Origin of the sequence: Bacillus sp. FSL M7-0307 (assembly GCF_038627835.1) — a bacterium.
In the GTDB taxonomy this organism is placed as follows: domain Bacteria; phylum Bacillota; class Bacilli; order Bacillales; family Bacillaceae; genus Bacillus; species Bacillus altitudinis.
The window spans coordinates 1,292,150-1,317,350 of the sequence record NZ_CP152023.1; the positions used below are offsets into that span (position 1 = coordinate 1,292,150).

Annotated in this window: 26 protein-coding genes and 3 riboswitches; of the genes, 20 read left to right on the top strand and 6 right to left on the bottom strand. The window is 40.4% G+C overall.

The window, feature by feature from the left end; genetic code table 11:
- Positions 1-27 precede the first annotated feature (27 nt).
- Positions 28-191: riboswitch (SAM riboswitch) on the bottom strand.
- Positions 192-354: 163 nt separating this feature from the next.
- The 6 genes from MHI41_RS06575 (at position 355) to MHI41_RS06600 (ending at position 5,391) form a co-directional block, all read left to right on the top strand.
- The gene (locus tag MHI41_RS06575; RefSeq protein ID WP_019743071.1) at positions 355-1,545 is read left to right on the top strand and encodes a pyridoxal phosphate-dependent aminotransferase; all 1,191 of its coding nucleotides are present in this window, start codon (positions 355-357) and stop codon (positions 1,543-1,545) included.
- A 44-nt stretch (positions 1,546-1,589) separates the two neighbouring features.
- Positions 1,590-1,691, top strand: a riboswitch (SAM riboswitch).
- A 99-nt stretch (positions 1,692-1,790) separates the two neighbouring features.
- Positions 1,791-3,008, top strand: a complete 1,218-nt coding sequence (gene mtnW / locus MHI41_RS06580; RefSeq protein WP_342494655.1) for a 2,3-diketo-5-methylthiopentyl-1-phosphate enolase — start codon at positions 1,791-1,793, stop codon at positions 3,006-3,008.
- Positions 3,009-3,704 (top strand): 2-hydroxy-3-keto-5-methylthiopentenyl-1-phosphate phosphatase, encoded by a 696-nt coding sequence (locus tag MHI41_RS06585; protein ID WP_017367123.1) that lies wholly within the window; start codon positions 3,009-3,011, stop codon positions 3,702-3,704.
- Complete coding sequence (locus MHI41_RS06590; RefSeq protein WP_025207241.1) at positions 3,668-4,300, top strand: methylthioribulose 1-phosphate dehydratase; 633 nt, start codon at positions 3,668-3,670, stop codon at positions 4,298-4,300. The genes MHI41_RS06585 and MHI41_RS06590 overlap by 37 nt, the downstream gene beginning before the upstream one ends.
- A 16-nt stretch (positions 4,301-4,316) precedes the next feature.
- The gene (locus MHI41_RS06595) at positions 4,317-4,847 is read left to right on the top strand and encodes a cupin domain-containing protein (protein ID WP_008346104.1); all 531 of its coding nucleotides are present in this window, start codon (positions 4,317-4,319) and stop codon (positions 4,845-4,847) included.
- A gap of 301 nt (positions 4,848-5,148) precedes the next feature.
- A complete protein-coding gene (locus tag MHI41_RS06600) occupies positions 5,149-5,391 on the top strand; it encodes an aspartyl-phosphate phosphatase Spo0E family protein (protein ID WP_008346101.1) in 243 nt (80 codons plus the stop codon).
- A 51-nt stretch (positions 5,392-5,442) separates the two neighbouring features.
- Here the strand turns inward: MHI41_RS06600 and MHI41_RS06605 are convergent, their stop codons facing one another.
- Complete coding sequence (locus tag MHI41_RS06605) at positions 5,443-6,942, bottom strand: ATP-binding protein (RefSeq protein WP_008346092.1); 1,500 nt, start codon at positions 6,940-6,942, stop codon at positions 5,443-5,445.
- Between the two features lie 204 nt (positions 6,943-7,146).
- On the opposite strand from MHI41_RS06605, the gene MHI41_RS06610 reads away from it, so the two are divergent.
- Positions 7,147-7,602: a MarR family transcriptional regulator gene (locus MHI41_RS06610; RefSeq protein ID WP_003211701.1), complete on the top strand. Its 456-nt coding sequence runs from the start codon at positions 7,147-7,149 to the stop codon at positions 7,600-7,602.
- Positions 7,603-7,783: 181 nt separating this feature from the next.
- On the opposite strand, the gene motB is transcribed toward MHI41_RS06610, so the two are convergent.
- From motB to MHI41_RS06625, 3 genes are all read right to left on the bottom strand, one after another.
- Positions 7,784-8,548, bottom strand: a complete 765-nt coding sequence (motB, locus tag MHI41_RS06615; RefSeq protein WP_017367125.1) for a flagellar motor protein MotB — start codon at positions 8,546-8,548, stop codon at positions 7,784-7,786.
- The gene (gene motA, locus MHI41_RS06620; RefSeq protein WP_008346088.1) at positions 8,541-9,335 is read right to left on the bottom strand and encodes a flagellar motor stator protein MotA; all 795 of its coding nucleotides are present in this window, start codon (positions 9,333-9,335) and stop codon (positions 8,541-8,543) included. The genes motB and motA overlap by 8 nt, the downstream gene beginning before the upstream one ends.
- 386 nt (positions 9,336-9,721) lie before the next feature.
- Positions 9,722-11,827, bottom strand: coding sequence for an ATP-dependent Clp protease ATP-binding subunit (locus MHI41_RS06625; RefSeq protein ID WP_342494656.1), 2,106 nt, complete (start codon positions 11,825-11,827; stop codon positions 9,722-9,724).
- A 245-nt stretch (positions 11,828-12,072) separates the two neighbouring features.
- Here MHI41_RS06625 and MHI41_RS06630 point away from each other — a divergent pair, with 245 nt between their 5' ends.
- From MHI41_RS06630 to MHI41_RS06655, 6 genes are all read left to right on the top strand, one after another.
- Positions 12,073-13,116, top strand: a complete 1,044-nt coding sequence (locus tag MHI41_RS06630; protein ID WP_282833570.1) for a hypothetical protein — start codon at positions 12,073-12,075, stop codon at positions 13,114-13,116.
- A gap of 71 nt (positions 13,117-13,187) precedes the next feature.
- A riboswitch (PreQ1 riboswitch) is annotated at positions 13,188-13,232 on the top strand.
- A 158-nt stretch (positions 13,233-13,390) separates the two neighbouring features.
- Positions 13,391-14,047 carry a 7-cyano-7-deazaguanine synthase QueC gene (gene queC, locus MHI41_RS06635; protein ID WP_025207244.1) on the top strand — a complete coding sequence of 219 codons (657 nt, stop codon included), beginning with the start codon at positions 13,391-13,393 and terminating at the stop codon, positions 14,045-14,047.
- Entirely contained in the window at positions 14,048-14,488 is a 441-nt protein-coding gene (gene queD / locus MHI41_RS06640; RefSeq protein WP_342494657.1) for a 6-carboxytetrahydropterin synthase QueD, read from the top strand.
- On the top strand, positions 14,481-15,212 hold the full coding sequence (gene queE, locus MHI41_RS06645) for a 7-carboxy-7-deazaguanine synthase QueE (protein ID WP_008348085.1): 732 nt from the start codon (positions 14,481-14,483) through the stop codon (positions 15,210-15,212). The genes queD and queE overlap by 8 nt, the downstream gene beginning before the upstream one ends.
- Positions 15,213-15,229: 17 nt before the next feature.
- On the top strand, positions 15,230-15,727 hold the full coding sequence (gene queF, locus MHI41_RS06650; protein WP_003211403.1) for a preQ(1) synthase: 498 nt from the start codon (positions 15,230-15,232) through the stop codon (positions 15,725-15,727).
- A gap of 258 nt (positions 15,728-15,985) precedes the next feature.
- The gene (locus tag MHI41_RS06655) at positions 15,986-16,204 is read left to right on the top strand and encodes a hypothetical protein (protein ID WP_017367128.1); all 219 of its coding nucleotides are present in this window, start codon (positions 15,986-15,988) and stop codon (positions 16,202-16,204) included.
- A 99-nt stretch (positions 16,205-16,303) separates the two neighbouring features.
- On the opposite strand, the gene MHI41_RS06660 is transcribed toward MHI41_RS06655, so the two are convergent.
- Complete coding sequence (locus tag MHI41_RS06660) at positions 16,304-16,828, bottom strand: GNAT family N-acetyltransferase (RefSeq protein WP_282833572.1); 525 nt, start codon at positions 16,826-16,828, stop codon at positions 16,304-16,306.
- 133 nt (positions 16,829-16,961) lie between these two features.
- On the bottom strand, positions 16,962-17,150 hold the full coding sequence (locus tag MHI41_RS06665; protein ID WP_003211747.1) for a DUF2187 family protein: 189 nt from the start codon (positions 17,148-17,150) through the stop codon (positions 16,962-16,964).
- A 167-nt stretch (positions 17,151-17,317) separates the two neighbouring features.
- Here MHI41_RS06665 and MHI41_RS06670 point away from each other — a divergent pair, with 167 nt between their 5' ends.
- The 7 genes from MHI41_RS06670 to MHI41_RS06700 all read left to right on the top strand — a co-directional run bounded on the left by MHI41_RS06670 (position 17,318) and on the right by MHI41_RS06700 (position 25,146).
- On the top strand, positions 17,318-17,512 hold the full coding sequence (locus MHI41_RS06670; protein ID WP_008348081.1) for a hypothetical protein: 195 nt from the start codon (positions 17,318-17,320) through the stop codon (positions 17,510-17,512).
- Positions 17,513-17,818: 306 nt separating this feature from the next.
- Positions 17,819-18,478, top strand: a complete 660-nt coding sequence (locus MHI41_RS06675; RefSeq protein WP_282833573.1) for a cell wall hydrolase — start codon at positions 17,819-17,821, stop codon at positions 18,476-18,478.
- A gap of 113 nt (positions 18,479-18,591) precedes the next feature.
- Positions 18,592-19,908, top strand: a complete 1,317-nt coding sequence (locus MHI41_RS06680) for a polysaccharide biosynthesis protein (RefSeq protein ID WP_317329085.1) — start codon at positions 18,592-18,594, stop codon at positions 19,906-19,908.
- A gap of 54 nt (positions 19,909-19,962) precedes the next feature.
- Positions 19,963-20,451: an endospore biogenesis thiol-disulfide oxidoreductase StoA gene (stoA, locus tag MHI41_RS06685; RefSeq protein ID WP_017367131.1), complete on the top strand. Its 489-nt coding sequence runs from the start codon at positions 19,963-19,965 to the stop codon at positions 20,449-20,451.
- Positions 20,452-20,746: 295 nt separating this feature from the next.
- On the top strand, positions 20,747-22,666 hold the full coding sequence (locus MHI41_RS06690; protein WP_342494658.1) for a heavy metal translocating P-type ATPase: 1,920 nt from the start codon (positions 20,747-20,749) through the stop codon (positions 22,664-22,666).
- 104 nt (positions 22,667-22,770) lie between these two features.
- Entirely contained in the window at positions 22,771-23,865 is a 1,095-nt protein-coding gene (locus MHI41_RS06695; protein WP_008348072.1) for a Xaa-Pro peptidase family protein, read from the top strand.
- A 291-nt stretch (positions 23,866-24,156) separates the two neighbouring features.
- Positions 24,157-25,146 (top strand): LacI family DNA-binding transcriptional regulator, encoded by a 990-nt coding sequence (locus tag MHI41_RS06700; RefSeq protein ID WP_039956480.1) that lies wholly within the window; start codon positions 24,157-24,159, stop codon positions 25,144-25,146.
- Positions 25,147-25,201: the final 55 nt, after the last annotated feature.

Here is a 25,201-nt window from a genome sequence, read left to right on the forward strand (position 1 = left end):
GCTTGATGGCGTGTATGCTCGAAGCCTCTCTTATCTCTCAGCACATACGTCTGATGGAATTAGCACCGTGCCCTATAAGACAATGAATTGTCTTGGCGCTGTTCTTGCTGCGCCCCACTTCACAGTGGTATTAACGGTCGGTTGCTGTTGGGGTCAAAAGGCCAAATCCCTCGCCCAACTCTCGATAAGAGAAATCAATATGTAATTGTTTCATGTCTACTTGCATTTCTTAATTCTAGATATTATCAGAGCTGCAGTTCACATGTCAATCTTTTTTCAAAATTGCTTTACAATTCATAAAACAATCCATTACAGTGATTGTATTGTCATGTAACTTGAATAGAAGGTGAAAAAATGGAATTCCAGCAATCGGATGTATTGAAACATTTACCGAAACAATTTTTTGCGTCGCTTGTACAAAAAGTACAGAAAAAAGTGCAGGAAGGGGCAGATGTGATTAATTTAGGTCAAGGAAATCCTGATCAGCCCACTCCTCCACATATTGTGAAAGCGATGCAGGAAGCAGTAGCAAAACCTGAAAATCATCAATACTCCTCATTCCGCGGGACAGCAAAACTAAAAAAGGCCGCAGCTGCTTTTTATGAAAGAGAATATGGCGTCACGCTTGACCCAAAGACAGAGATTGCCATCTTATTTGGAGGGAAAGCGGGACTAGTCGAATTGCCGCAATGCCTACTGAATCCAGGTGATACGCTGCTTGTTCCAGATCCAGGATATCCTGATTACTGGTCAGGCGCTGTGCTTGCCGGAGCTCGCATGGTCACAATGCCTCTTCTTGAACAAAATGATTTTTTACCTGACTACCACCAACTGTCAGAAGAGGATAAGAATCAAGCAAAATTGATGTACTTAAATTACCCAAATAATCCGACTGGTGCGACTGCAACCCGGACATTTTTTGAAGATACTGTTGCGTTTGCGAGTGAAAATAAGATGTGTGTAGTCCATGATTTTGCATATGGTGGCATAGGATTTGACGGCGAAAAGCCCCTCAGTTTCCTGCAAATAGACGGAGCAAAAGAGACAGGTATTGAAATCTATACATTGTCCAAAACGTATAATATGGCTGGCTGGAGAGTCGGTTTTGCAGCAGGGAATGCCTCTGTTATCGAAGCCATTGAGCTTTATCAGGATCACCTGTTTGTGTCACTGTTTAAAGCAACTCAAGATGCAGCAGCAGAAGCACTTTTAAGCGATCAAACGTGCGTCCAAGTACAAAATGATCGGTACGAAAAAAGACGAAACACTTGGATTGCTGCATGCAAAGAGATTGGCTGGGACGTCAGTGCGCCAAAGGGCTCGTTTTTTGCTTGGTTAAAGGTGCCTGAAGGGTATACATCTGAAACTTTTTCTGATGTATTATTAGAAAAAGCACATGTTGTTGTTGCACCGGGGAATGGCTTTGGTGCTCATGGTGAAGGCTACGTCAGAGTCGGTCTTTTAACAAGTGAGGAGCGGCTAAAGGAAGCCGCTGATCGTATCGCTGCCTTGCAGTTATTTGAAAAAAAGCCATTGACAACGTAAAAAAATGGTGCGATAATTCAGGCAATATTTAAGAAAATTGAATATTCTTATCAAGAGTAGGCAGAGGGACTAGCCCAATGAAGCCCGGCAACCGACTTCCATGAAGCACGGTGCTAATTCTTGCAGCAAGCGCTGAGAGATAAGATTCGGATGAATGAGACGAAACCTCTTTAACGCGCTGATCAAGCACTTAAAGAGGTTTTTTTATTGACCATATACAGGACGCAATCGAAAGGGGATTCCTAGTGAGTGAACTACTGGCAACATACGTACTAACACATCGAGAGGATGAACAAATAGACCGAAAAGCAGAGCAGATCGCACTTGGGTTAACGGTCGGGTCATGGACGGACTTGCCGCAGCTCAAAAAGGAGCAGCTGAAAAAACATAAAGGCCGTGTGGTGAGCGTAAAAGAACAGTCCCCCGCAATTGGTGGTCTGTATCAATCAGAGGTGACCATTGCTTATCCTGAGGCGAACTTTTCAGCTGATATACCAGCGGTGTTGACGACGATTTTTGGAAAGCTTTCACTGGATGGGAAAGTAAAGCTCGTCGATATTGAATTTTCGGAAAGGTTTAAACGCTGTCTGCCAGGACCGGTATTTGGCATTGAGGGGATACGAAAGAAAGTAGGCGTGTTTGATCGGCCGCTATTGATGAGTATATTTAAAGGCGTAATCGGCCGTGATATGGAGGATTTAAAAGAACAGCTCCGCTTACAGGCTTTAGGTGGAGTAGACTTCATCAAAGATGATGAGATTTTATTTGAAAGCCCATTAGCGCCTTTTGAAGATCGAATCAAGGAAGGAAAAAAGATATTAAAAGAAACATATGAAGAGACAGGACATCGCACGCTTTATGCTGTTAATTTAACTGGTAGAACTTTTGATTTGAAAGATCGAGCAAGAAAGGCAGCCGAACTCGGGGCTGATGCGCTTTTATTCAACGTTTTTGCCTATGGACTTGATGTCATGCAAAGCTTGGCTGAAGACCCAGAGATCCCATTGCCGATCATGGCACATCCAGCAGTGAGCGGTGCAATGACATCCTCTCCAGACTATGGATTCTCGCATTCCCTTCTTTTAGGCAAATTAAATCGATATGCTGGCGCTGATTTAAGTCTTTTTCCCTCTCCTTATGGATCAGTCGCCCTTCCGAAAAAAGATGCCTTTGGCATTTTCGAAGCATGTGTGAAAGAGGATACAGTTCAACAAACATTTCCTGTTCCTTCAGCAGGCATTCACCCGGGAATGGTGCCGGTCTTAATCAAAGATTTTGGACTTGATCATGTCATTAATGCAGGCGGGGGAATTCACGGACATCCGCGGGGAGCAATTGGAGGAGGGAAAGCCTTTCGTTCGATCATTGATGCGGTGGTCAAAAAAGAGTCTATTGAAGAAAAAGCATCAACTTGTCAAGACTTACAAGCAGCACTTGATCTTTGGGGAAGGGTAGCAGAATAAATGAAAAAACCAATTGTCTGTTGTGATTTTGATGGCACGATTACGAAAAATGATAATATCATTCGCATCATGAAGCAGTTTGCTCCAAAAGAATGGACGAAATGGAAGGATGGTGTTCTAGCAAAAGAGATCACGATCCAAGAAGGCGTCGGACAGATGTTTCAGTTACTGACGAGTGATCAGAAAGAAGCCATTCGGTCATTTATTTTAGAGGATACAGAGATTCGTGAAGGATTTGAACAGTTTGTGGATGATGTCAAAAAAGCAGACATTCCTTTCTATGTGCTCAGCGGCGGTATGGACTTTTTTGTCTATCCCATCCTGGAAGGGATTGTCGAACAAGAGAATATTTATTGTAACCATGCATCATTTAAAGAAGACCATATTCAAATTGAATGGCCGCATGCCTGTGATTCAGAATGCCAAAATGGCTGTGGCTGCTGCAAGCCTTCCATTATTCGAGAGCTGACGCAGGAAGATGACTTTATTATTATGATTGGTGATTCAGTGACTGATATTGAGGCAGCGAAACATGCGGATCTCACGTTTGCGCGTGATTATTTACTGAACGAATGTAAAGAGCTAGGGCTCGTACATAAAGAGTATGAAACATTTGTTGATCTAAAAGCGCAATTTGATCAAATAAAGGAAGTGAAGGAATGGCAGACGAGAAGAGTAAACGCTGGAAGGAACTAGCAGACGTCAAACGTGAATTGGCACAAAGAGACTGGTTTTACGGAACGAGCGGCAATTTATCGATAAAAGTGTCGGATGATCCCATCACGTTTTTGGTGACGGCAAGTGGCAAAGATAAACGAAAAGAAACCGATGAAGATTTTGTTCTTGTTGATGCAGCAGGTCAGCCGGTTCATCCGAATCAGCCGCTCAGGCCATCAGCTGAAACACTGCTTCACACATACGTTTATGAGCGGACGAAAGCAGGATGTTGTCTTCACGTCCACACGATCGATAACAATGTCATTTCTGAGCTGTATGGCGATAAAGGAGAAATTCGTTTTAAAGGCAACGAAATCATTAAAGCGCTTGGTTATTGGGAAGAGGATGCAGAAGTCACTGTTCCTATTATTGAAAACCCAGCTCATATTCCGCACCTTGCAGAACAATTTGCAGTGCACCTGACGGACGATGCTGGTGCTGTACTCATTCGTAATCATGGCATCACCGTTTGGGGGAAAACCGCATTTGAAGCCAAACGAGTCTTAGAGGCTTATGAATTTTTATTTACCTATCATTTGAAAGTAGCGCTTTATCAAAAGCAGCTTGTTAAATAAAAAGGAGGAAAAACACATGGCGACTATTTACATTCATAATGAAGAGAACACGTTACTTGAGAACGAACAAGAGGTCCGAGCGTATTTAGAACAGCAAGGGGTCATTTATGAACATTGGGATATTGAAAAACTACCAAAACAGTTATCAGAAAAGTACGATTTAACAGATGATGAAAAGGAAGAAATTTTAACTGTGTTTCAAGAGGAAATAAAGAGTATTTCCGAGCGAAGAGGATACAAAGCGCAGGATGTGATTTCATTATCAGATGCGACCCCTAACCTTGATGAACTGCTTCAAAACTTTAAACGTGAACATCATCATACGGATGATGAAGTCAGATTTATCGTGAGCGGTCATGGAATCTTTGCCATTCAAGGCAAAGACGGCGTCTTTTTTGATGTGAGACTGAATCCAGGTGATTTAATTTCTGTGCCTCCAAATATTCGTCACTACTTTACACTTCAAGAAGATCGTCAAGTCGTCGCAGTTCGTATATTTGTCACAACTGAGGGCTGGGTGCCAATTTACGAAGAAGAAACGGTTTAATAGTGGGAGCTGATCATTTCGCATGAGGCGGAAGATCAGCTTTTTTTTAGGAAAATAGACATAAAATGAGAGAGAAAATAGTTGATTTTGGTCTTCTGCATAGGATAAAATTCTGTTTAATCAATGTGTCAGTCCTGTCCAATTTTGAAGTTTACCCCCAGAATTCATTGGGTAAAAGGTCTTTAGGCTGTAAAAAATTAAATAAAATAAGCATATTTAATTTAATTTACAAATAAAGTATAATTTTGGTGTCGGATCATTTAGAGCGTAGACAGACGAATTCATAGCGGGAGCTGAGATCATGAATATTTATGTACGGAAAGAACAGCTATTAATGTCAATTGATGAAAAGAGAAGACAAATGGTAGAAGCTGCTCAAGTAGAAGGCTATACAGGTGAGACGACAATTAAATATAGTCAAGAACTGGACAACCTGATGAATGAGTATCAGTATCTTCTTTTTCATGAACAACAATCTGTTGCTTCCTTTCATGATCTTGTATCACAAATGAGTCTCCTTTCTGTCAATCGTCCTTCTTATTGACATCAAAAAACCGGTCTTGCCATTAGCAAAACCGGCTGAATGTTTCAGCTATTAGTGTGCAGAAGGTAGCATGATGATCACGGTTGTTCCTTTATTCACTTCGCTCTCGATATCGATTGTCCCCCCATACATCGAAATGATCCGTTTACACACAACAAGCCCAAGACCTGTTCCTTTTTCCTTCGACGTAATAAAAGGGAGGAAGATATGTTTCAGCATCTCTTCTGGTATACCTTCACCTGTATCTTTCACTTTTATGATGACCTGTTCTTTTTCAGCCTCAATGACAATCTTCAAATGACCGCCATTTGGCATCGCTTCTAACGAGTTTTTCGCTACATTCAATACCACTTGTTTAATGTGATCCTTCGTGCAATACACGCCAACATCTTGAATGGTATTGATTTGCAAATCAACCTCGACATTATAAAGGTTCGCCTCAGAAAATACAATTGGCATGATCTCACTGACAATTTCTTTCACAGAATTATTTTGCCACTTTTCAGCCGTTGGTTTTCCTAGCACAAGAAACTCACTGACGATTTGGTTAATCCGTTTAATTTCTTCCTCGATGACAGAAAAATAAAGCTGATCCTCTTCTGAACGATACTTTTTTTGCAAAAGTTGAATAAACCCGCTAATGCCTGTTAATGGATTGCGAATTTCATGCGCTGTACTTGCCGCGAGTGTTCCAATGAGTTCAAGTTTTTGTGCTTCATTTTGGTGGCGTTCCTGCTGGGTTTGTCGTCTTAAAATGATATATTGGACGAGTGTGAATAAGATATTTAAGAGAATAAATGCACTGGATAAAGGAAACAGCATCACAGACAGTACTTCACTTGTTGTCGCACGCTGCGGAAAAACCTCCAGCTTCCAGCTGTTTTCATCTAAATATGTAGACACGGTGCTATCACTTTCAGATGCTGGCTGTGGACCACTTGTAAACACAACGTCTCCATTTTGATTCAGCATCTTAAAATGAAGCTCTGGGTTTAATACATTCATAATATTTCTTAAATAATCAATTTGAATCGCAGCGACTAGCACATCCGTGACTTCGTCGTTTTCATTCAAAACAGGGACACAAATGGAGAGAATCCGCTGCTTAGTAATGCGGCTTACATAGTTATCTGTGATGACGGTCTGTTTTGTGACTTGAATACGTTTAAAGTAATCTCTAAATGACAGGTTGATTTTTTCCTTTAATGGTGTGGTGCTGGCTGTGACATTTCCTTTTTGGTCTAGGAGATACAGGCCTGAAAAACGAGGTTCTTGTTTATAGATTTTCTCTAGGATGTTTTGTACTCTTTTCGTTTCAAGCGGCTGGTCAAATCCCATGGCAAGGGAAGTTAATCTTGCTTCTGTTTCACTGATTAAATAATTCATTTGGTTTTTGTGAATATTTAACATAAGTGTAGCGGTTTGTTTGTTTTTTACATCAATTTTCTCAGTTTCTTTTTCGTAGATAAAATAACTAATGATGAGGGTTGGAATCACGACCAAAATAAGGTAAAGCTTGATCTTCTTCCAAAACCCTTTCAGTATACTCATGATTCATCGCTCCAACGTATTACCTAATAGACTTATTATAGCATTGAACCTATCTTTATTACGATGACTTGTGAGATTTTTAAAAAATTAGGTGATTCGTTCTGGTCTCTTTTTCATGCTAAAAATGGTTCAACATGTTGACATTTTACTTATTGTTTATTAATGTCACATTAGTGGGTTGCATTTCATAAAGGATGATAAAAAATGGAAAATCATAATGTTGAGAAATCTTTGAAATTATTTATTGTACTATCACGTGCCTATCGCTCCATTAATCACCACATGAACAAACATATTGTGAAGCACGGTCTGAATCCGACTGAATTTGCTGTATTAGAATTGCTGTATCATAAAGGTGATCAGCCGCTTCAGCAAATAGGTGATAAGATCTTACTCGCAAGCGGAAGCATCACGTATGTGGTTGATAAATTGGAGAAAAAAGAACTCCTTAGCCGGAAAGCTTGTGCAGAAGACCGCAGGGTGACATTTGCACATATTACGGAGCAGGGAAGAGCGTTGCTTGATGACATCTTCCCAGATCATGCAAAAGAGATTCACGAGATGATCAGTGTGCTTAGTGAAGAGGAGAAGGATGCCTGCATCGATATGCTCAAACATGTAGGACTGCGTGCCAAGCATTTATATGACCATAAAGAATAAACAAAGGAAGCCGTTGGCTTCCTTTTTAGTATGTAGAGTAATCCTCGCATATGTGGTGTCAGTCCTACGCACCGATAAACGACAAGAGCTTTCAAACGCGCTCATAAGAAAGACAAAGGACTAAAATAAACATCATTTTAGCCCTTTGTCATGATCTGAAAGGAAGCTGCTGGCTTCCTATTTATTTTGCTTTTTTCTCAATTGGCAAAATAAGAACTTCGACGCGTCTGTTTTTACTTCTGCCTTCTGCGGTATCGTTAGATGCAATCGGTTTAAATTCACCGTAACCTTTTGTGCTAAAGTTCTCTTGGTCTAGGTTGCTGTTTTCAAGGAGAATATTTAAAAAGTTGACCGCACGAATGGCGCTTAAATACCAGTTGGATTCAAATTCAGAATTCCGAATCGGAACGTTATCTGTATGTCCGCTAATGACGATGTCACGAGCAGGGTTAATGACGAGCAGCTTGGATATTTCTTTGGCTAACGGAACATCCTGTGAGCGGATCACCGCTCGCCCAGAATCAAAAAAGATGCTGTCTTCAATTGTAATAAGCAGACCTTCATCCGTCAGCTTTGTTTCAAGCTTCGAACCAAGTTTTTTATCCGCAATGAATGAATCTACTTGCTTTTTAACCTTTGTTAATACCGCTTGGTCACGAGCTTTCGCTTTTGCTTCTTCTTCATCTTCTGCTGATTTTTTGGTTTGATTGCTGTTTTCTGTTTCCTCGGTGCTCTGCATGCTTGATTGGTCCATTACGCCAGTGCCGCCAGTAAAGACAACATTAAACGATTTAGCCATCTGTTCATATTTTGCCGCATCAATGGAGCTAGATGCAAACAGCACAATGAAGAGGGCGAGAAGAAGCGTAAGAAGATCGGCGTAAGGGATCAGCCAAGACTCATCTACATGGTCTTCATGATCATGTTTTTTACGTTTCCTAGCCATTCTGTTTTTCTCCTTCTTCAATGACAAGATTTGCACGTTCTTTTGCTGGTAAGTACATCAGAAGTTTTTGCTCAATGACCTTTGGAGACTGGCCTTCAAGGACAGAAAGAATCCCTTCAATCATAATGAGACGAAGCTTTACTTCTTCCTTTGATTTACGCTTCAGCTTGTTGGCAAATGGATGCCACAACACATACCCTGTAAAAATCCCAAGCAGTGTGGCGACGAAGGCAGCACTGATCGCATGTCCAAGTGCTTCAATGTCTCCCATGTTTGCAAGTGCGGCAATAAGTCCGACAACGGCACCAAGTACCCCTAGAGTCGGAGCGTATGTACCAGCTTGTGTAAAGATTAATGCGCCTGACTGATGTCTCTCCGACATGGCATCGACTTCTTCTGTTAAGACGTCACGAATAAATTCAGCACTTTGACCGTCAACCGCCATGCTTAAGCCGTTCTTTAGAAAATCGTCATCGACTTCCTCAAGATTTGCCTCTAATGCCAAAAGACCTTCACGACGAGCAATTTGTGCCCAGTTTGAAAATAAAGGAATCATCTCTTGTATCGTTGGAAGCTTGCTATCTTTGAAAATTTTGCCGAATAATTTTGGTGTTTTCTTAATTTCACTAGATGGGAAGGCAATGACAACAGCTGAAATTGTCCCAACCACAATGATCAATATAGCCGCCGGGTTGATAAGAGCGGTTAGACTCACACCTTTCAAAACCATACCGACACTCAGTGCAATAAATGCTAAAATAATACCAATTAACGATGTTTTGTCCATTATCTCACCAAATCCTTTAACTATCTTTTTCTATAGTTAATATCGGTGTCTTCTAGAAGGGTTTTAGTCAGAATATAAAATTAAGACAGTTTATGTGAAGAAATTTTGACGAAAGCGCTTTCTAGAAGCCGTAAAAAAAGAAACTCCCTCATATAAAAGGGAGTTTTCAACTTCATCTTTTTTGAGCTGTTTCATCTAAGAGCAATTCTTTTAATTTTTCTTCATGTATGATTTTGATCAAATCGTAGTTCCAATTGATCATGTGATCCATGTGTTCCACCTCTTTTTCTTTTATCGTAAAGGAAAAGAGGCGGGGGAGCGTCGGCGCTCAGATGGAATTTAGACACTGCCACATGATGGAGCTGAAGATCCTCCTTAGGATGTACTTAGCTCTTTTTCACAACAATTTCGTCATGTTCAACATCGACTGTAAATCCAGTAAGTTGTTCTTCTTCAAGCAAGATGTCCGTCATTTGATCCTCAATATGCTCTTGAATCGTTCTTCGTAACGGGCGAGCCCCAAATGCTGGATGATAACCAAGTTCAGCGATTTTTTCTTTCGCTTCGTTTGTGACGTGAACAGTTAGATTTTGTTCTTTTAACTGCTCTGACAAATCTTTGAGCAGAAGATCCACAATTTTGACTAAATCGTCTTTATCTAATGAATCAAACTGAATGATGCTGTCAAAACGGTTCAAGAATTCCGGTTTGAAATAAGCGCTCAGTGAATCAATCAATGATTGTTCTTCGATGGCTTCTTCTTGTTCAGACTGGAATCCGACTTTGACTGCTTTTTTATCTGTGCTGCCAGCGTTACTTGTCATAATGATGACTGTGTCTTTAAAGCTGACGGTTCTGCCTTGGCTGTCTGTTAGACGGCCATCTTCCATGATTTGAAGGAACATATGCTGGACATCAGGGTGCGCTTTTTCGATTTCATCGAGCAAAATGATGCTGTATGGTTTTCTGCGAACCTTTTCCGTGAGCTGGCCGGCTTCATCATGTCCAACGTAACCAGGAGGAGAACCGATGATTTTGGACACGGAGTGTTTCTCCATGTACTCACTCATATCTAAACGAATGATCGCTTCTTTTGAGCCAAATAATTCTTCCGCTAATGTTTTAGACAATTCGGTTTTCCCGACGCCTGTTGGCCCAACGAAAAGGAAGGAGCCAGTTGGTCTGTGTTTTGATTTTAAGCCGGCTCTGCTTCTTTTTACGGCTTTCGCCACTTTTTCAACCGCATGTTCCTGACCAATGACGCGGGCTTTTAAGCGCACATCAATTTCTTTCATTTTTGTTTGTTCGTCTGCTTGCAGTTTGCCGACAGGGATACCTGTTTTTTGTTCTACAATCGACTGAATGTCTTCAGCTGTGACGACATGTTCTTTGTCATTTGTTTTGTTTTGCAATCTCGATTCAATCGCTTCTTCTTCGTCTCGAAGTTTCGCTGCTTTTTCATATCGTTCTTCATTTAAAGCAGCTTGTTTTTCAGCGGCAATTTGCGCAAGACGGTTTGTTAATTCATCTTCACTTGCTGCATCAATGGAGAGATTCGCTTTTGAACCTGCTTCATCCATTAAATCAATGGCTTTATCCGGCAAGTGGCGGTCTTGAATATACCGCGAAGATAATTGAACACACGCTTTAATCGCTTCGTCAGAATAGGTGACGCCATGATAGGCTTCATACTTATCTTGAATGCCTTTTAATATCTCGAATGCTTCATCCTGTGTTGGCTCATCAACGATGACAGGCTGGAACCTGCGTTCAAGTGCAGCATCTTTTTCAATTTGACGATACTCTTTTAATGTTGTCGCACCTACTAGCTGCAGTTCCCCTCGAGCTAGAGCTGGTTTCAAAATGTTTCCGGCATCCATTGACCCTTCGGCAGAGCCTGCGCCTACAAGAAGATGAATTTCATCAACGAATAAGATGATATTTTTACGGCTTTGCAATTCTTTGATTAATTGCTTCATCCGTTCCTCAAATTGACCACGTACACCTGTGTTTGCCACAAGTGAAGAGACATCTAATAAATAAACTTGTTTGTTCTTTAATTTATTTGGTACATCTCCATTTGCAATTTTTAGTGCTAGTCCTTCGGCTATGGCCGTTTTACCAACACCAGGTTCACCAATGAGGACAGGATTGTTTTTATTTCTTCTATTTAAAATCTCAATGACTCTTGTGACTTCTTCATCACGGCCAATGACAGGATCGATTAAACCAGCATGTGCGCCATCCGTTAAGTTCCGGCCAAGCTCGTCTAGCAAGCCTTTTTGTTTAGGCCGCTCTTGGCTCGTCGCATGTCCTGCTTGCTCAGAGAAGAATGAGCTGCCTCCGAAAAGGTTAGGACCCATTTTCATTTTTGACTGTTCCATCAAAGAGGTATAGCAGTCTTCACATAAAACCATTTGGCTACGGGACGAATTTACTTGCATATTCAGGCGAATAGTTGCTTCATTCACTTGACAATGTTGACAACGCATGAGCCATGACCTCCTTAAAATAAAGTTTGACTTTATTTGACCAATGAATGTTAAATAAAATGGTCTGTTGTTTGACCATCTTTGACTATAGTATACTCTGACCTATTTTGACTTTCAACTGTTTTGCTCATAGCTGAATGAAAAATCCTTTTTTGCATTTAATCATGGTTTGTCCTTCTTTTCAAGGAACTTGTCTCATAGGATAAAAAAGAGACAATCGAAAGTGATGGGTGCGGAGGGGTCATATGAAACGTTCAAATGAATCCGCTTTTCAGCTTGCCTTTGTATATGTAGGAACAGTGGTTGGAGCTGGGTTTGCGACAGGAAAAGAAATCGTAGAATTTTTTGTTCGTTTTGGCTGGATTGGATTGATCGGGATTTTGATTAGCGGTGTTATTTTTACCGGCCTTGGCGCAAAAATGATGCTGATTTCCAAACGAATTGAAGCGGAGTCTTATCAAGATATGAATCGGTTTTTATTTGGATCTGCTGCGAGTCGATATATTAACATCGTCATGTTTTTTATATTACTAGGTGTTACGTCAGTGATGATTTCTGGAGCAGGCGCTATTTTTGAAGAACAACTTGGCATCTCAAAAGAATATGGTATTTTTTTAACGATTATTTTAAGTGTCATTGTCCTTTTTAAGGGTTCAAAAGGGTTATTTGGTGTCAATGTACTTGTCGTTCCAATGCTGATTTTCTTTTCGCTGATTGTGTTTCTAGACTCATTTGTGTTTAGTAGCGGTGAAAGCCACGTTCTGGGGCTGCAAATGGGAGAGGGCGAATGGATGTTGTCTGCGATTTCATATGGTGCATTTAATTTAGCGCTGTCTCAAGCCGTATTAGTGCCGGTCGCAAACGAAATGACATCCGAAGCCGTTATAAAAAAGGGAGCGGTGCTTGGGGGACTGATGTTGACACTCATTCTGCTCGCCTGCTTTTTATCCCTTTCTTCATTAGAAATGCTGGAGGCGTATGATATCCCGATGGCTCAAGTGGTGTATCAAGTCGCAAACTCCATTCATCTCATCTATTTATTCGTGATCTTCGGTGAAGTCTTTACATCCGTTATAGGGAATTTATACGGTCTCGAAAGACAAGTGAGGGCGTATATCCGATTGAACAGTACGTATACGATATCCTTTATTCTTCTTTGCTGTTATGTGATCAGTAAAATTGGATACGGCACACTCATTTCAACGGTTTACCCTGTTTTTGGCTATGTCAGTATCTTTTTTATCCTCTTCCTTTGTCTGAAAAAAGTGCCTGCATCAGGTGATAAGTAAAGAAGGGATAGCTTGTACACCAATTATGTGGTACACTATCCTCTGTGAAAATTGAACAAAAATCCGTGAAAACGGGAGAGGTTCTAGCAAAACCCTCTATAAAAAACTAAGGACTTGCCGTATCCTTGGATGTGGCATTTTTTATTTTTTATGGCTGGGACACCTCATACACATGTAAAGGTGTCTTTTCTTTTGAGAAAATAGGGGTTTTCATGAACCTTTCAGATGCAGCTTTGTGCGGTGGTACGGGTCTGGAAAAGGAGGAAAAGGAAAAATGAAAAATGAAAAAGCGGTCGTTGTCTTTAGCGGGGGACAGGACAGTACGACATGTTTGCTATGGGCACTTCAACAATTTAAAGAGGTTGAAACGGTAACCTTTCATTATAATCAGCGTCATCAAGAAGAAATTGATGTCGCCAAAAGAATTGCTGACAAGCTAGGTGTGAAAAATCATCTATTAGATATGTCTCTTTTAAATCAGCTTGCACCAAATGCCTTAACAAGAGATGACATTGATATTGAAGAAAAAGAAGGAGAACTGCCTTCCACATTTGTTCCCGGGAGAAACTTAGTTTTCTTATCCTTTGCATCCATTCTTGCGTATCAAATCGGAGCACGTCATATTATCACGGGTGTGTGCGAGACAGACTTTAGCGGCTACCCAGATTGCCGAGATGAGTTTGTGAAATCTTGTAACGTCACGGTGAATTTGGCAATGGAAAAACCATTTGTCATCCATACGCCGCTCATGTGGCTGAATAAAGCTGAAACGTGGAAGCTGGCTGATGAACTGAATGCGCTAGATTTTGTGAAAAATGAAACGCTCACTTGCTATAATGGCATCATTTCTGATGGCTGCGGGGAATGTCCTGCATGTAAGCTTCGGAAAAATGGCTATGACACGTATATGAAAATGAAGGAGGCAAACTAAATGCTTTCTCAAATTTATCCACAAACGGATCATCCATTTTCGTTTGAATTAAATAAAGATATGCATCTATCGGCAGCACACTTTATCCCGAGAGAAGATGCTGGCGCCTGCAGCCGTGTACATGGTCATACGTATACGATCAATATGACGATTGCAGGAGATCATTTAGATGAGTCAGGTTTCCTTGTGAATTTCAGCACGCTAAAAAAACTCATTCATGGACAGTACGACCATACACTGCTCAATGACCATGAAGAATTCTCATCGAATGATCCATATGCGATGCCAACCACTGAGGTTGTCGCAAAGACTGTGTATGATAAAGTGGCCGCATATTTAACGACTTTAGCGAACAAACCAGTATGTGTTCAAGTTTTTGTCAGAGAGACACCAACAAGCTACTGCATTTATCGTCCGAAACGAGTTGAGCTCAATGACTAAAGCGATTCCTGTGTTAGAAATCTTTGGTCCAACCATTCAAGGAGAAGGAATGGTCATTGGACAAAAAACCATGTTTGTCAGAACGGCTGGCTGTGACTACTCTTGCAGCTGGTGTGATTCATCTTTTACATGGGATGGATCAGCTAAGCATGATATTCAGTGGCTTCAGGCAGAGGACATTGTAAAAGAGCTGAAGAGAATAGGTGGAAAGGCATTTTCTCATGTCACCATTTCAGGTGGGAATCCTGCGCTTTTGAAACAAATGGAATCACTTATTGATTTATTGCATGAAGAAGGAATTGATACGGCGCTTGAAACGCAGGGTACGATGTATCAAGATTGGTTTTTGAAGATAGATGATTTAACCATTTCTCCAAAACCACCAAGTTCAAATATGAAAACAGATTTTACGAAACTAACGCGTATCATAGATGAATTGAAAAATGGAAACAGATTGCATCATGCAAGCCTGAAGGTCGTCATCTTTGATGATCTTGATCTAGCCTATGCAAAGGATGTCCATGCGAAATACCCAGAACTTCCTTTTTATTTGCAGGTGGGAAATGATGATACAACAACAGCTGATGATGCGTACCTATTGACGCACTTATTAAAAAAATACGAAATGCTTGTAGATCAAGTAGCGCAAGACCCTGATTTGAATCGTGTGAGAGTCTTACCACAACTGCACACGCTATTGTGGGGAAATAAACGAGGCGTATAGAAAGGAAGAGAGACAAAATGACGACAAGAAAACCAGAAGAATTAGAAGGTGTCACTTTACTAGGAAACCAGGGGACCAATTACTTGTTTGACTATGCACCACAAGTGCTTGAAACGTTCCCGAATAAACATACGAATAGAGATTATTTTGTGAAATTCAACTGCCCAGAATTCACATCACTTTGCCCGCAAACAGGGCAGCCAGATTTTGCGACCGTGTATATCAGCTACATCCCAAATGAAATCATGGTCGAAAGTAAATCATTAAAATTATATTTGTTCAGCTTCCGTAACCACGGTGACTTCCATGAGGATTGTATGAATATTATCATGAACGACCTCATTGAATTAATGGACCCAAGATATATCGAAGTATGGGGCAAATTTACACCAAGAGGCGGTATTTCAATTGATCCGTATACGAACTACGGAAAACCTGGGACAAAGTATGAAGAGATGGCATCGTATCGTATGATGAATCACGATATGTATCCAGAAACGATTGATAATCGCTAATAAATAAAAAAAGACATGCGGATGACATGTCTTTTTTTATGGAATAGATCATGATGGCGCATAAAAAAAGAGAAGAGTCATGTCACTCTTCTCATACCAATAGGAATAGAACTTGCTAGGACGGCTGGGGGCTACCAGCTCGTATGTATAGTATACACGACAGAACGTATGTTTGTAAAGGTGTATCATGCTTTTATTCTTCATATATTTACTTTAAGATAAAATTGAAACGAGCGAATGAAAATGGGGGCGTTTGTGTTGGCAAACAAAGAAGACAAAACAGAGAAGCTGCTGATGGAATTAAGGGAAGAGCTTCAGATGCTTGAACATCAAAACAAAGAACGATATAAATGGAGTGCCTCCACATTACTTGGAGTGATCGCCCTTTTAATTGATAAAGGCGTGATAACACCTGAAGAAGTTGATATGTACAAAACAAAAGCGGAAATGCAAACCTTTCACGCGCAAAAAGACTGACGCCTTCATCAAATGATGTAAGAGAAAATAAGAAAAAGACATAATAAATTGATGATTCAATTTATTATGTCTTTATTTCTGCAATTCTTTTTCATCGTATTAAACGAGCTTATACATTAATACATCATCCCAGTATTCATGATCATTTATTTTAAATTCATTGATTTTACGCCCTTCTTCTAAAAAGCCCATCTTTTTATACAAAGAAATAGCTTTTTGGTTTGTGGAGAAAACGGCTAAACTAACCTTTTCAATTGAAGGGTTCTTTTCTGCCCAATTTAATAATGCTGTTAGTAACATTTCCCCTATGCCTAAACCTCTATAGCTCTTATCAACCATCAAGCCGAAAGAACCAACGTGAGAAGTTCTTTTTCTATTTGATGATTGTTCAAAGGCTATCCATCCAATGACTTGATCGCCAGTTTCGGCAACTATGTACGTCTCATTTTCGTTTTCTATTCTTTTCTGTATCCATTCCTTGTGTTCTAACAAGGTTTTTTTGTATTCTTCCGGCGTTGTCAGTAAATAATCTGACTCAGCAATCACTGATTTTTGAATTTCTAAAGTAGTTTCAGCATCTTCTATTTTTCCAAAACGTACAATGATATCATTTGAATGTTGCATATTAGTTTCTCCTATCTAGAGCTAATATTGCATCAGATCACTTTTTTTACATAAAACATAAAAAGTAAGGTATTGTGATCAGCTCTGCTTCGTATATCCTTATGTAACGGTAGGCTGAATTGAGGATTGCAAATTAATGTACGGAGTCTTTGATGATTTTATAGTTTTTATGATTAACGACTGTTAGTGAATCCAGTTCTAAATCTCTATAGTTGTCCATAATGGTGACATCCACAATAACAGAGTTTTCATTCACTTTTTCAACTACACCTGTTAAACCATTTCTAAATTCGATCACATTCCCAATTTTTGCAATCTTCAACCGATCCCTCTCCTTTAAAAACAGATTTCATTCCCTATTAAAAAGTATTTTGCAATATTTTCATACCAATGTAAAGGATAAAGACGTTTTTCTTTCGTTTTCGTTGTACGCTTTGAAAACGAATGGTATATTTAATATTTGATCAAGGCTGAAAAGGAGCGATTTTTTTGACTGAAGAACACATCAACACAATACTAGAATCATTACGGAATGGTACTGAAAAACAAGTGACCATTCAAAAGGATGATTTTTTAACATTTCGTTCTGTATTGGTCAATCAAGATGATTTTAAACATTTTCGCGGAATCGCCAAGCATGGTGGAGATGTTATTTTTGAATATCTTAAAGAAGCAAGAAGCTAAAGCTTTTTCTCATTCATGAGAAAAAGCTTTTTATTTTGGTTCTTTTGTCACACTTCAAACCAGCTTGATACATATGAAAAGAAAATGTAATAACCCATAATCAGGAGCATAAGGATGATTATAGGCTAAAAAGAGACTATATTAAACGCTTACATTACCAGTTCATGCGTATTTCAACTAGGACATGCCATTTAATGACGGAATTTGGACAGGCATGAAAATCTTTGTGCGTGAAAATAGAAGAAGCTCTTGTTAGAGTGGACAAGTATCTTACAGCCTACATTGATTAAAGGAGGAATGAGGCGAATGATCAAAATTCATACAGCTCTTTTTGCCATCCTTATGCTCATCTCAGCGATCAAGATGGACAATATACAAGAGCAAGAAGGCACATTAAGTCAGAAACTTGAACAAGCACCTGTAAAGCATCAGCTTTCATATATAGATCAAGATGAAAAGCATACTGTGATCCCAGCGTTTTCAGAGGAGAAACATCAGCCGAAAGTGAAAATGCTAAGCACGTCAACAGAGGAGAAGGCATCAAAACCGAAGCCGAAGCCGAAGCAAAAGGAAACGGCAAAGCCAGCAAGCTCAAGAAATCAATCACACTATTCTAATGAAGAAATGGACTTGCTTTCTCGGTTGGTACATGCCGAAGCAAAAGGTGAATCTTACGCCGGGAAAAAAGCTGTAGCAAGCGTCGTCTTAAACCGCGTGGAACACCGCTCTTTTCCTGACAGTGTCAGAGGCGTGATTTATCAGCGAAATGCCTTCCAGCCAGTATCAAATGGAAGTATCAATGATAAGGCAGACCAGGATTCCGTAAAAGCAGTGAAGCAGGTTGTCAAAGAAGATGACAGAACAACAAAGGCGATTTATTTTTATAATCCAAAAACGGCGACAGATAACTGGATTCGTTCTCGTAAAATTGTAGAACGCATTGGCCGTCATGTGTTTGCAGTGTAAAGAAAAGCAGCGATCAATCAGTCGCTGTTTTTTTGTCTTCAATTATTAAAATATTTTCAGGACTTGTCTCATAGAATGTGAAAAGAATTTGCTTTTAGACAAGGGGAGGCTACATGAATCGATTTGTAAAAGGGGTCATTCTGCTATCTGTCGCAGCTTTCATTGCTGAGTGTATCGAGTTTTTAGTCAATATGATTTTAGCGAGAGAGCTTGGAGAACATGGAATGGGTTTATATATGAGCATCCTTCCCATCATCATGCTTGTGCTTGTGATCGCCAGCTTAGAGCTGCCAGTCTCCATTTCTAAATTCATTGCAGAATCGCATGAGCGGCTTCATAAAAGTATGCTTCGCCATGCATTTAAAATGACGCTTGTGGTGACATGCACAACAACGGCAATAGCAGCCATTGTACTGCCTTTCATTCCTGTATTTCAATCGTATCATCCGCTGATGAAGGGCCTGGTTCTGTCACTCATTCCAATCATCGCTTTTACTTCCATTGCACGCGGCTATTTTATGGGCAAGCAGCAAATGGGCAGAATTGCTCTAGCCAATATGCTGAAAAAAACGATCCAGCTTATCTGTTTGTTTTTGTTTTTTCATTGGTATTCGTTTGATATTGAAACAGCGGTGCTTATCGCGATTGGTGTGATTGTTGCAAGTGATCTCGTCGTCTTTATCTATTTATATTCCCAATACGTCATGGCGAAAAATGCTGTGAATGTCAGAGCGGTTGAGTTAAGAGGAATTGACGTCAGAAAACGTTTGTTAGCAGTCTCCATTCCGACAACAGGTATGCGTATCTTTCATGCCATTGCCAATGCGATTGAACCGTTTTTAATCAAAGGAGCCCTCGTTGCAGCGGGCATTTCTGGTACGCTTGCTGTTGATCATTACGGAATGCTTGCTGGCGTAGCGATGTCGATCGGTTTTTTTCCGGCGTTTATCGCTCATTCCATTATGATTGTGATGATTCCGAATGTATCAGAAGCCTATGCCTTGGGGCAGTATGATCTCGTGAAAAAACGTGTCAGACAAGCGATTCTCATTACGTTTGGATATGGGGTGCCAGCCGTGATGATCATGTATTATTTCGCTTATCCGCTCACGCAGCTCTTTTTTGACTCACCTCAAGCAGCCGTCTATTTACAGCTGCTATGGCCTTACTTCTTATGCCACCTGTTCGTGATGCCGTTTCAAGCGTGCTTAATTGGTATGGGTCTTATTAAAGATGTGTTCCTACATAATATATGGGTGCACGTGGTGTCGTTCTCTATGGTGTATTTCCTAGGATCCATCGAATCCTTAAATATGATGGGCGTTATCTTAGGAATGAACACGGGGATGCTGCTATTAACGGCTTTGCATTATGCGACGATTTGCAAGGAACTCGGCGTCTCCATGTTTCTTACATTGAAAAAAGCTTGAATGTCATGTGCAGCTAGCGGGCAAGCTATAGGAAAATCAGGAAGGAAGATGCTGATGAATCGTAAATATCTACCCGCCAGTCTTCTCATGATGACCCTTCTTTTATTTCTGATGAACATAGAGGCTGAAGCAAAAGAGCCTGTCATGGCGCCGAGGATAGAAGCTCCTACATTAACAGGTGAAACGCAGGTGATCCCGGTGAAAGGGAAGCGGACCATTCTGCATTTTTGGACAACGTGGTGCCCATCCTGCAAAATGGAGCTTCCAGCCTTTGAACAGATTGTGAAAGAAAATCAAAGTGATGTAGACATACTGACTGTTAATTTACTTGGTGCTGAGCAAAGCAAGCATGCTGTTGCCCAATTTGTGAAAGACAGAAAGTTTACATTTCCGATCGTTCTCGATGAGCACGGCGAAATGATGAAGAAATACCAAATCATGACGATCCCGACGACTTTTTTCATCAATGAAAAGGGTGAAGTGGTCAAAAACCATGTAGGTCCGCTGACGAAAAAACAAATCAAAGAGTGGACTAATTCTTAGAACACAAGCTTTCTGTAAAGAACCAATGGTCGATCCGTTGGTTCTTTTTTGTGTTCAATTACCTTTCAGATGAATAAAATGTGCTCAGAAAGAGGAAGAAATGTCGGGTGCTAATAATGATAATTATTATCAAAAAGAAATTATAATAATTATTAATTGAAAATTGATCAGAACCTGTTATAATGAGTTACAGACCTATAAAAAGCTTGAAATAGCAGAAAATATAGATGATAAACGGAACGGGCAACGATTGATAATGTGGAAATCATTATCAATTAGAGAGGAGAAAGTAATCATGAATGAGAATACAGCACTTTATCAAACGACAGATCAAAAGGGATCTAACTCGCTCTTTCATAAATGGGCACAGCACGGAGAATTAATCGCAGCAGGTATTTCGGGGATTCTCATCTTGATTGGATGGTTTCTAAAGGATGAAACGATGTGGAGTATTCCTCTTTTCATTCTTGCTTTTGTTATTGGTGGTTTTGCAAAGGCAAAGGAAGGAATTGAAGAAACCATTTCATCCAAGACATTAAATGTAGAACTTTTAATGATATTTGCTGCGATAGGCTCAGCGATCATTGGCTACTGGGCAGAGGGCGCCATTTTAATTTTTATTTTTTCGCTCAGCGGTGCGCTAGAAACGTATACGTCAAATAAAAGTAAAAAAGACTTAACGGCCTTAATGAGGATCGCTCCAGATGAAGCCACTTTAATTGAAGAAGATGGCACCACCATCCAAATCGCTGCTTCTTCACTTACGCCAGGCGACCGTATTTTAATCAAAGCGGGCGAACGAATTGCAGCAGATGGTGTGATCATGAGCGGAAGAACAAGTGTAGACGAATCTGCCTTAACGGGTGAATCGGTGCCTCAGGAAAAAGGGCAAGGGGAAGATGTGTTTGCAGGAACAGTGAATTTAAATGGTTCATTAACAGTAGAAGTAACAAAACATAATGAAGAAACACTTTTTCATAAAATCATTAAGCTTGTGGAATCTGCACAAGAAAGTGTATCGCCAAGCCAAGCATTTATTGAAAAATTTGAAGGTGCATATGTAAAAGGTGTGCTCATCACTGTGGCGATTTTAATGTTCCTGCCTCATTTTGTACTTGGCTGGAGCATGAGTGAAACGTTTTACCGTGCGATGGTGTTTATGGTGGTTGCCTCGCCTTGTGCACTTGTTGCCTCAATTATGCCAGCAGCTCTTTCACTCATCTCAAACGGTGCAAGAAACGGTATGCTTGTAAAAGGAAGTGTCTTTTTAGAAAAACTGGGCACAAGTACGATGATTGCATTTGATAAAACGGGTACGATTACAAGTGGAAAACCAGCTGTTGAAAAAGTGGTCTTGGCAAAAGGGCAGGATGAATCGACCTTTTATCAAACGCTCTATCAAATTGAAAGTCAGTCAAACCATCCATTAGCTAAAGCCATTTCTGATATGGCAAAAGAGCATCATACAGGGCGGTCAGCCCACGTAACCATTGAAGAAACATCAGGTTTTGGTGTGGAAGCACAATTAAATGAGGACACATGGCGGATTGGGAAGAAAGATTTTGCCGGAAAAGCTTCAATGGATCGTGACATTGAAGAGAATGGTGATGTTCTTTCATCCAAAGGATATACAGTTGTCTATGTTCAAAAAAATCAAGAAGTTGTCGGCTGTCTCGGTTTGAAGGATCAAATCAGACCTGAAGCCAAAAAAATGATTCAGGAGCTGAATGATTTAGGCATCCAAACCGTCATGCTCACAGGGGATCAGCAAAAAACAGCTGAAGCGATTGCAGAGGAAGCAGGCATCCAAACCGTTGTCGCTGAATGTCTTCCAGATGAAAAGGTACATGAAGTCAATCAACTGAAAAAACAAGGTGATTCGATCATTATGGTCGGAGATGGAATCAATGATGCACCTGCACTCGCCACAGCAGATGTTGGCGTCGCAATGGGCGGAGGCACAGATGTTGCTTTAGAAACAGCAGATCTCATTTTAATGAAAAATAACTTAAACAATCTGACAAAGATGATCCGTCTTTCAAGAAAGATGAACCGAATCATTAAACAAAACATCATCTTTTCATTAACTGTTATTTGTTTGTTAATCTGTGCGAATTTCTTACAAGTTCTTGATTTACCTTTTGGTGTCATTGGACATGAAGGCAGTACGATTTTGGTTATTTTAAACGGACTTCGTTTGCTTCGTGCTTCTTAAGCAAATCACAAAAGCGCACTGGCTTTAGGTCAGTGTGCTTTTGTGCGAAATACAGTGAAAACTGATACAATAGATCAGTAGTCAAACGTGTGAGGAGGATCACGATGAATCGAATGAAAAACTTGTCTTCTTGGCTTAAGAAAAAAGACATTCAAGGTGCATTTATACATACAAAGGAGAATGTATTCTATCTATCTGGATACTTCACAGAGCCGCATGAAAGAGTGATGGGGCTGTTTGTTTTTCAGGAAGCAGATCCATTTTTCATTTTGCCTAAGATGGAAGTTGAGCAAGCAAAAAATGCGGGATGGGCTGGAGATCTCATTGGATATGAAGACCATGAAAACCCCTTTGATTTCATACAAAAGGCACTAGAAAAACGAGGAGTAAAAGCGACTCGCCTAGCGATTGAAAAAGAATCCATTCCTTTGCAAAGAGCAGAGCAGCTTCAAGCTATCACTGGGGCAGAAACATTCGTCCGGGCAGAAGATGTGCTCAATCAGCTAAGACTAATTAAAGACGAAGCTGAAATTGAAACATTGAAAAAAGCTGCTCAATTGGCAGACGAAGGCGTCAAAATTGGGGTTCATGCTTTAAAAGAAGGGGTGACGGAAACCGAAGTTCTTGCTGTCATCGAATATGAACTGAAGAAAAAAGGCATTCAGGGCATGTCCTTTTCAACCATGGTACTATTCGGAGAAAAATCAGGAGAACCTCATGGAAATCCGGGACAGGCAGCCTTGAAAAAAGGCGATTTTGTTTTATTTGACCTTGGCGTGATTGTGGATGGCTATTGTTCAGATATTACAAGAACCTTCATCTATCAAGAAGCGTCTGAACAACAAAAGGATATTTACAACACCGTCTTGAAAGCCGAATTGGCAGCACTTGATATGAGCCAGCCGGGTGTGAGAATTGGTGACCTTGACTTAAAAGCAAGAGGGCTGATCGCAGAAGCAGGATATGGCGAATACTTCCCGCACCGTCTAGGGCATGGACTCGGGGTTTCTGTTCATGAGTTCCCTTCTATGAGTCAAGCAAATGATGACCTTCTAAAAGAAGGGATGGTCTATACAATCGAGCCTGGTATTTATGTACCAGGAGTCGGCGGGGTTAGAATTGAAGACGATGTTCTCATTACAAAAGATGGCCCAGTCACCTTGACCAATTATCCAAAAGAGTTGACGATCATCAAGTAATGAAAAAATCACGATGAACGTCCAAGTATTGGGAGCGTCATCGTGATTTTTTTGTCACTCTTTGCGATCCTTATCAACAAAAAAATCATCAATTGATTGAAACGGCTTGATTTTATGTTCTTTTCCTAAAGGATGTAGTGCGAATCGAGCAGAAAACAAAATAGTCAAACATAATATGATCCATATGATAATACCCATCTTGAATTCCCCTTTCCACCCAGTGATTTGTTCAGCTCACATACATCTTAAAGTATGAAACGCTTACCATATCAAGAGAAAGTAGGAGAAAAAATGCCTAACATAAGGGATATTGCGAAAAGAGCGGGTGTATCTGTTACCACCGTATCACGAGTGATGAATGATCATCCTTATGTCAAAGAAGAAAAGCGAGAGCGCGTACTTAGTGCGATGAAAGAGCTCAAATATACACGGAATATTCAGGCAGTGCATTTAGCAAAGGGCTATTCCAATATGCTTGGAATTGTGCTTCCGACAATTGATCACTCCTATTTCAGCGGAATTGTCACAGGGATTGCAGAGAAAGCACAGGAGCGCGGAATGCATTTTGCCTTGTTTCAAACAGGATATGACCCATTAAAGGAAAAAGAAGCATTAATGAGCTTAAAAGAGCAGCGTGTGGATGGTTTAATCTTTTGCTCAAATGCGTTAAGTGATCGAGACATTTTAAAGTGGCAGGAATCTGGTCCTATTATTTTTTGTCATCCTACTCCGCATGATACATGTTCATCGGTATCGATTGCGCATGATCAGGCTTTTAAGGAAGGGCTTGAACACTTAGCGGCATGCGGTCATGAGCGAATCGCAATCGTTCTTGCTAGAACAGAAGGGGAGAATAGCCAAGTTCGCATTCAGACTTATCAAGAAATGATGCGGTCGCTTGGGCAGGACATTGATGAGGAATGGATCATTGAAGGAAAACTGACCATTTTTGATGGCAAGCAATTATTTACAGAATGGAAAGAGATGAAAAATCGTCCGACAGCCTTACTGATTACAAACGATGATGTCTCAGCAGGTTTTTTACTAGAAGCACAGCGTCACCAAATAAACGTTGGAGAATCACCAGCCATACTTGGCTTTCAAAACGATCAATTGAGTGAAGCATTGGGGATTTCTAGTATAGACATTCCCCTCAAACAAATGGGGCAGGAAGCATTTGACTTGTTCAATCGAGCGTTACAAGGAGAGGCACCAGAAAAAAGGGTGCTGTCATATCGACTCGTTGAGCGCACAACGACTATTTTAAAAAACAATCGTTGACGCACGTTTCATCTGTTTTGTACGATAAGAAGGATTGAATAAGAAGGAGGTGGGG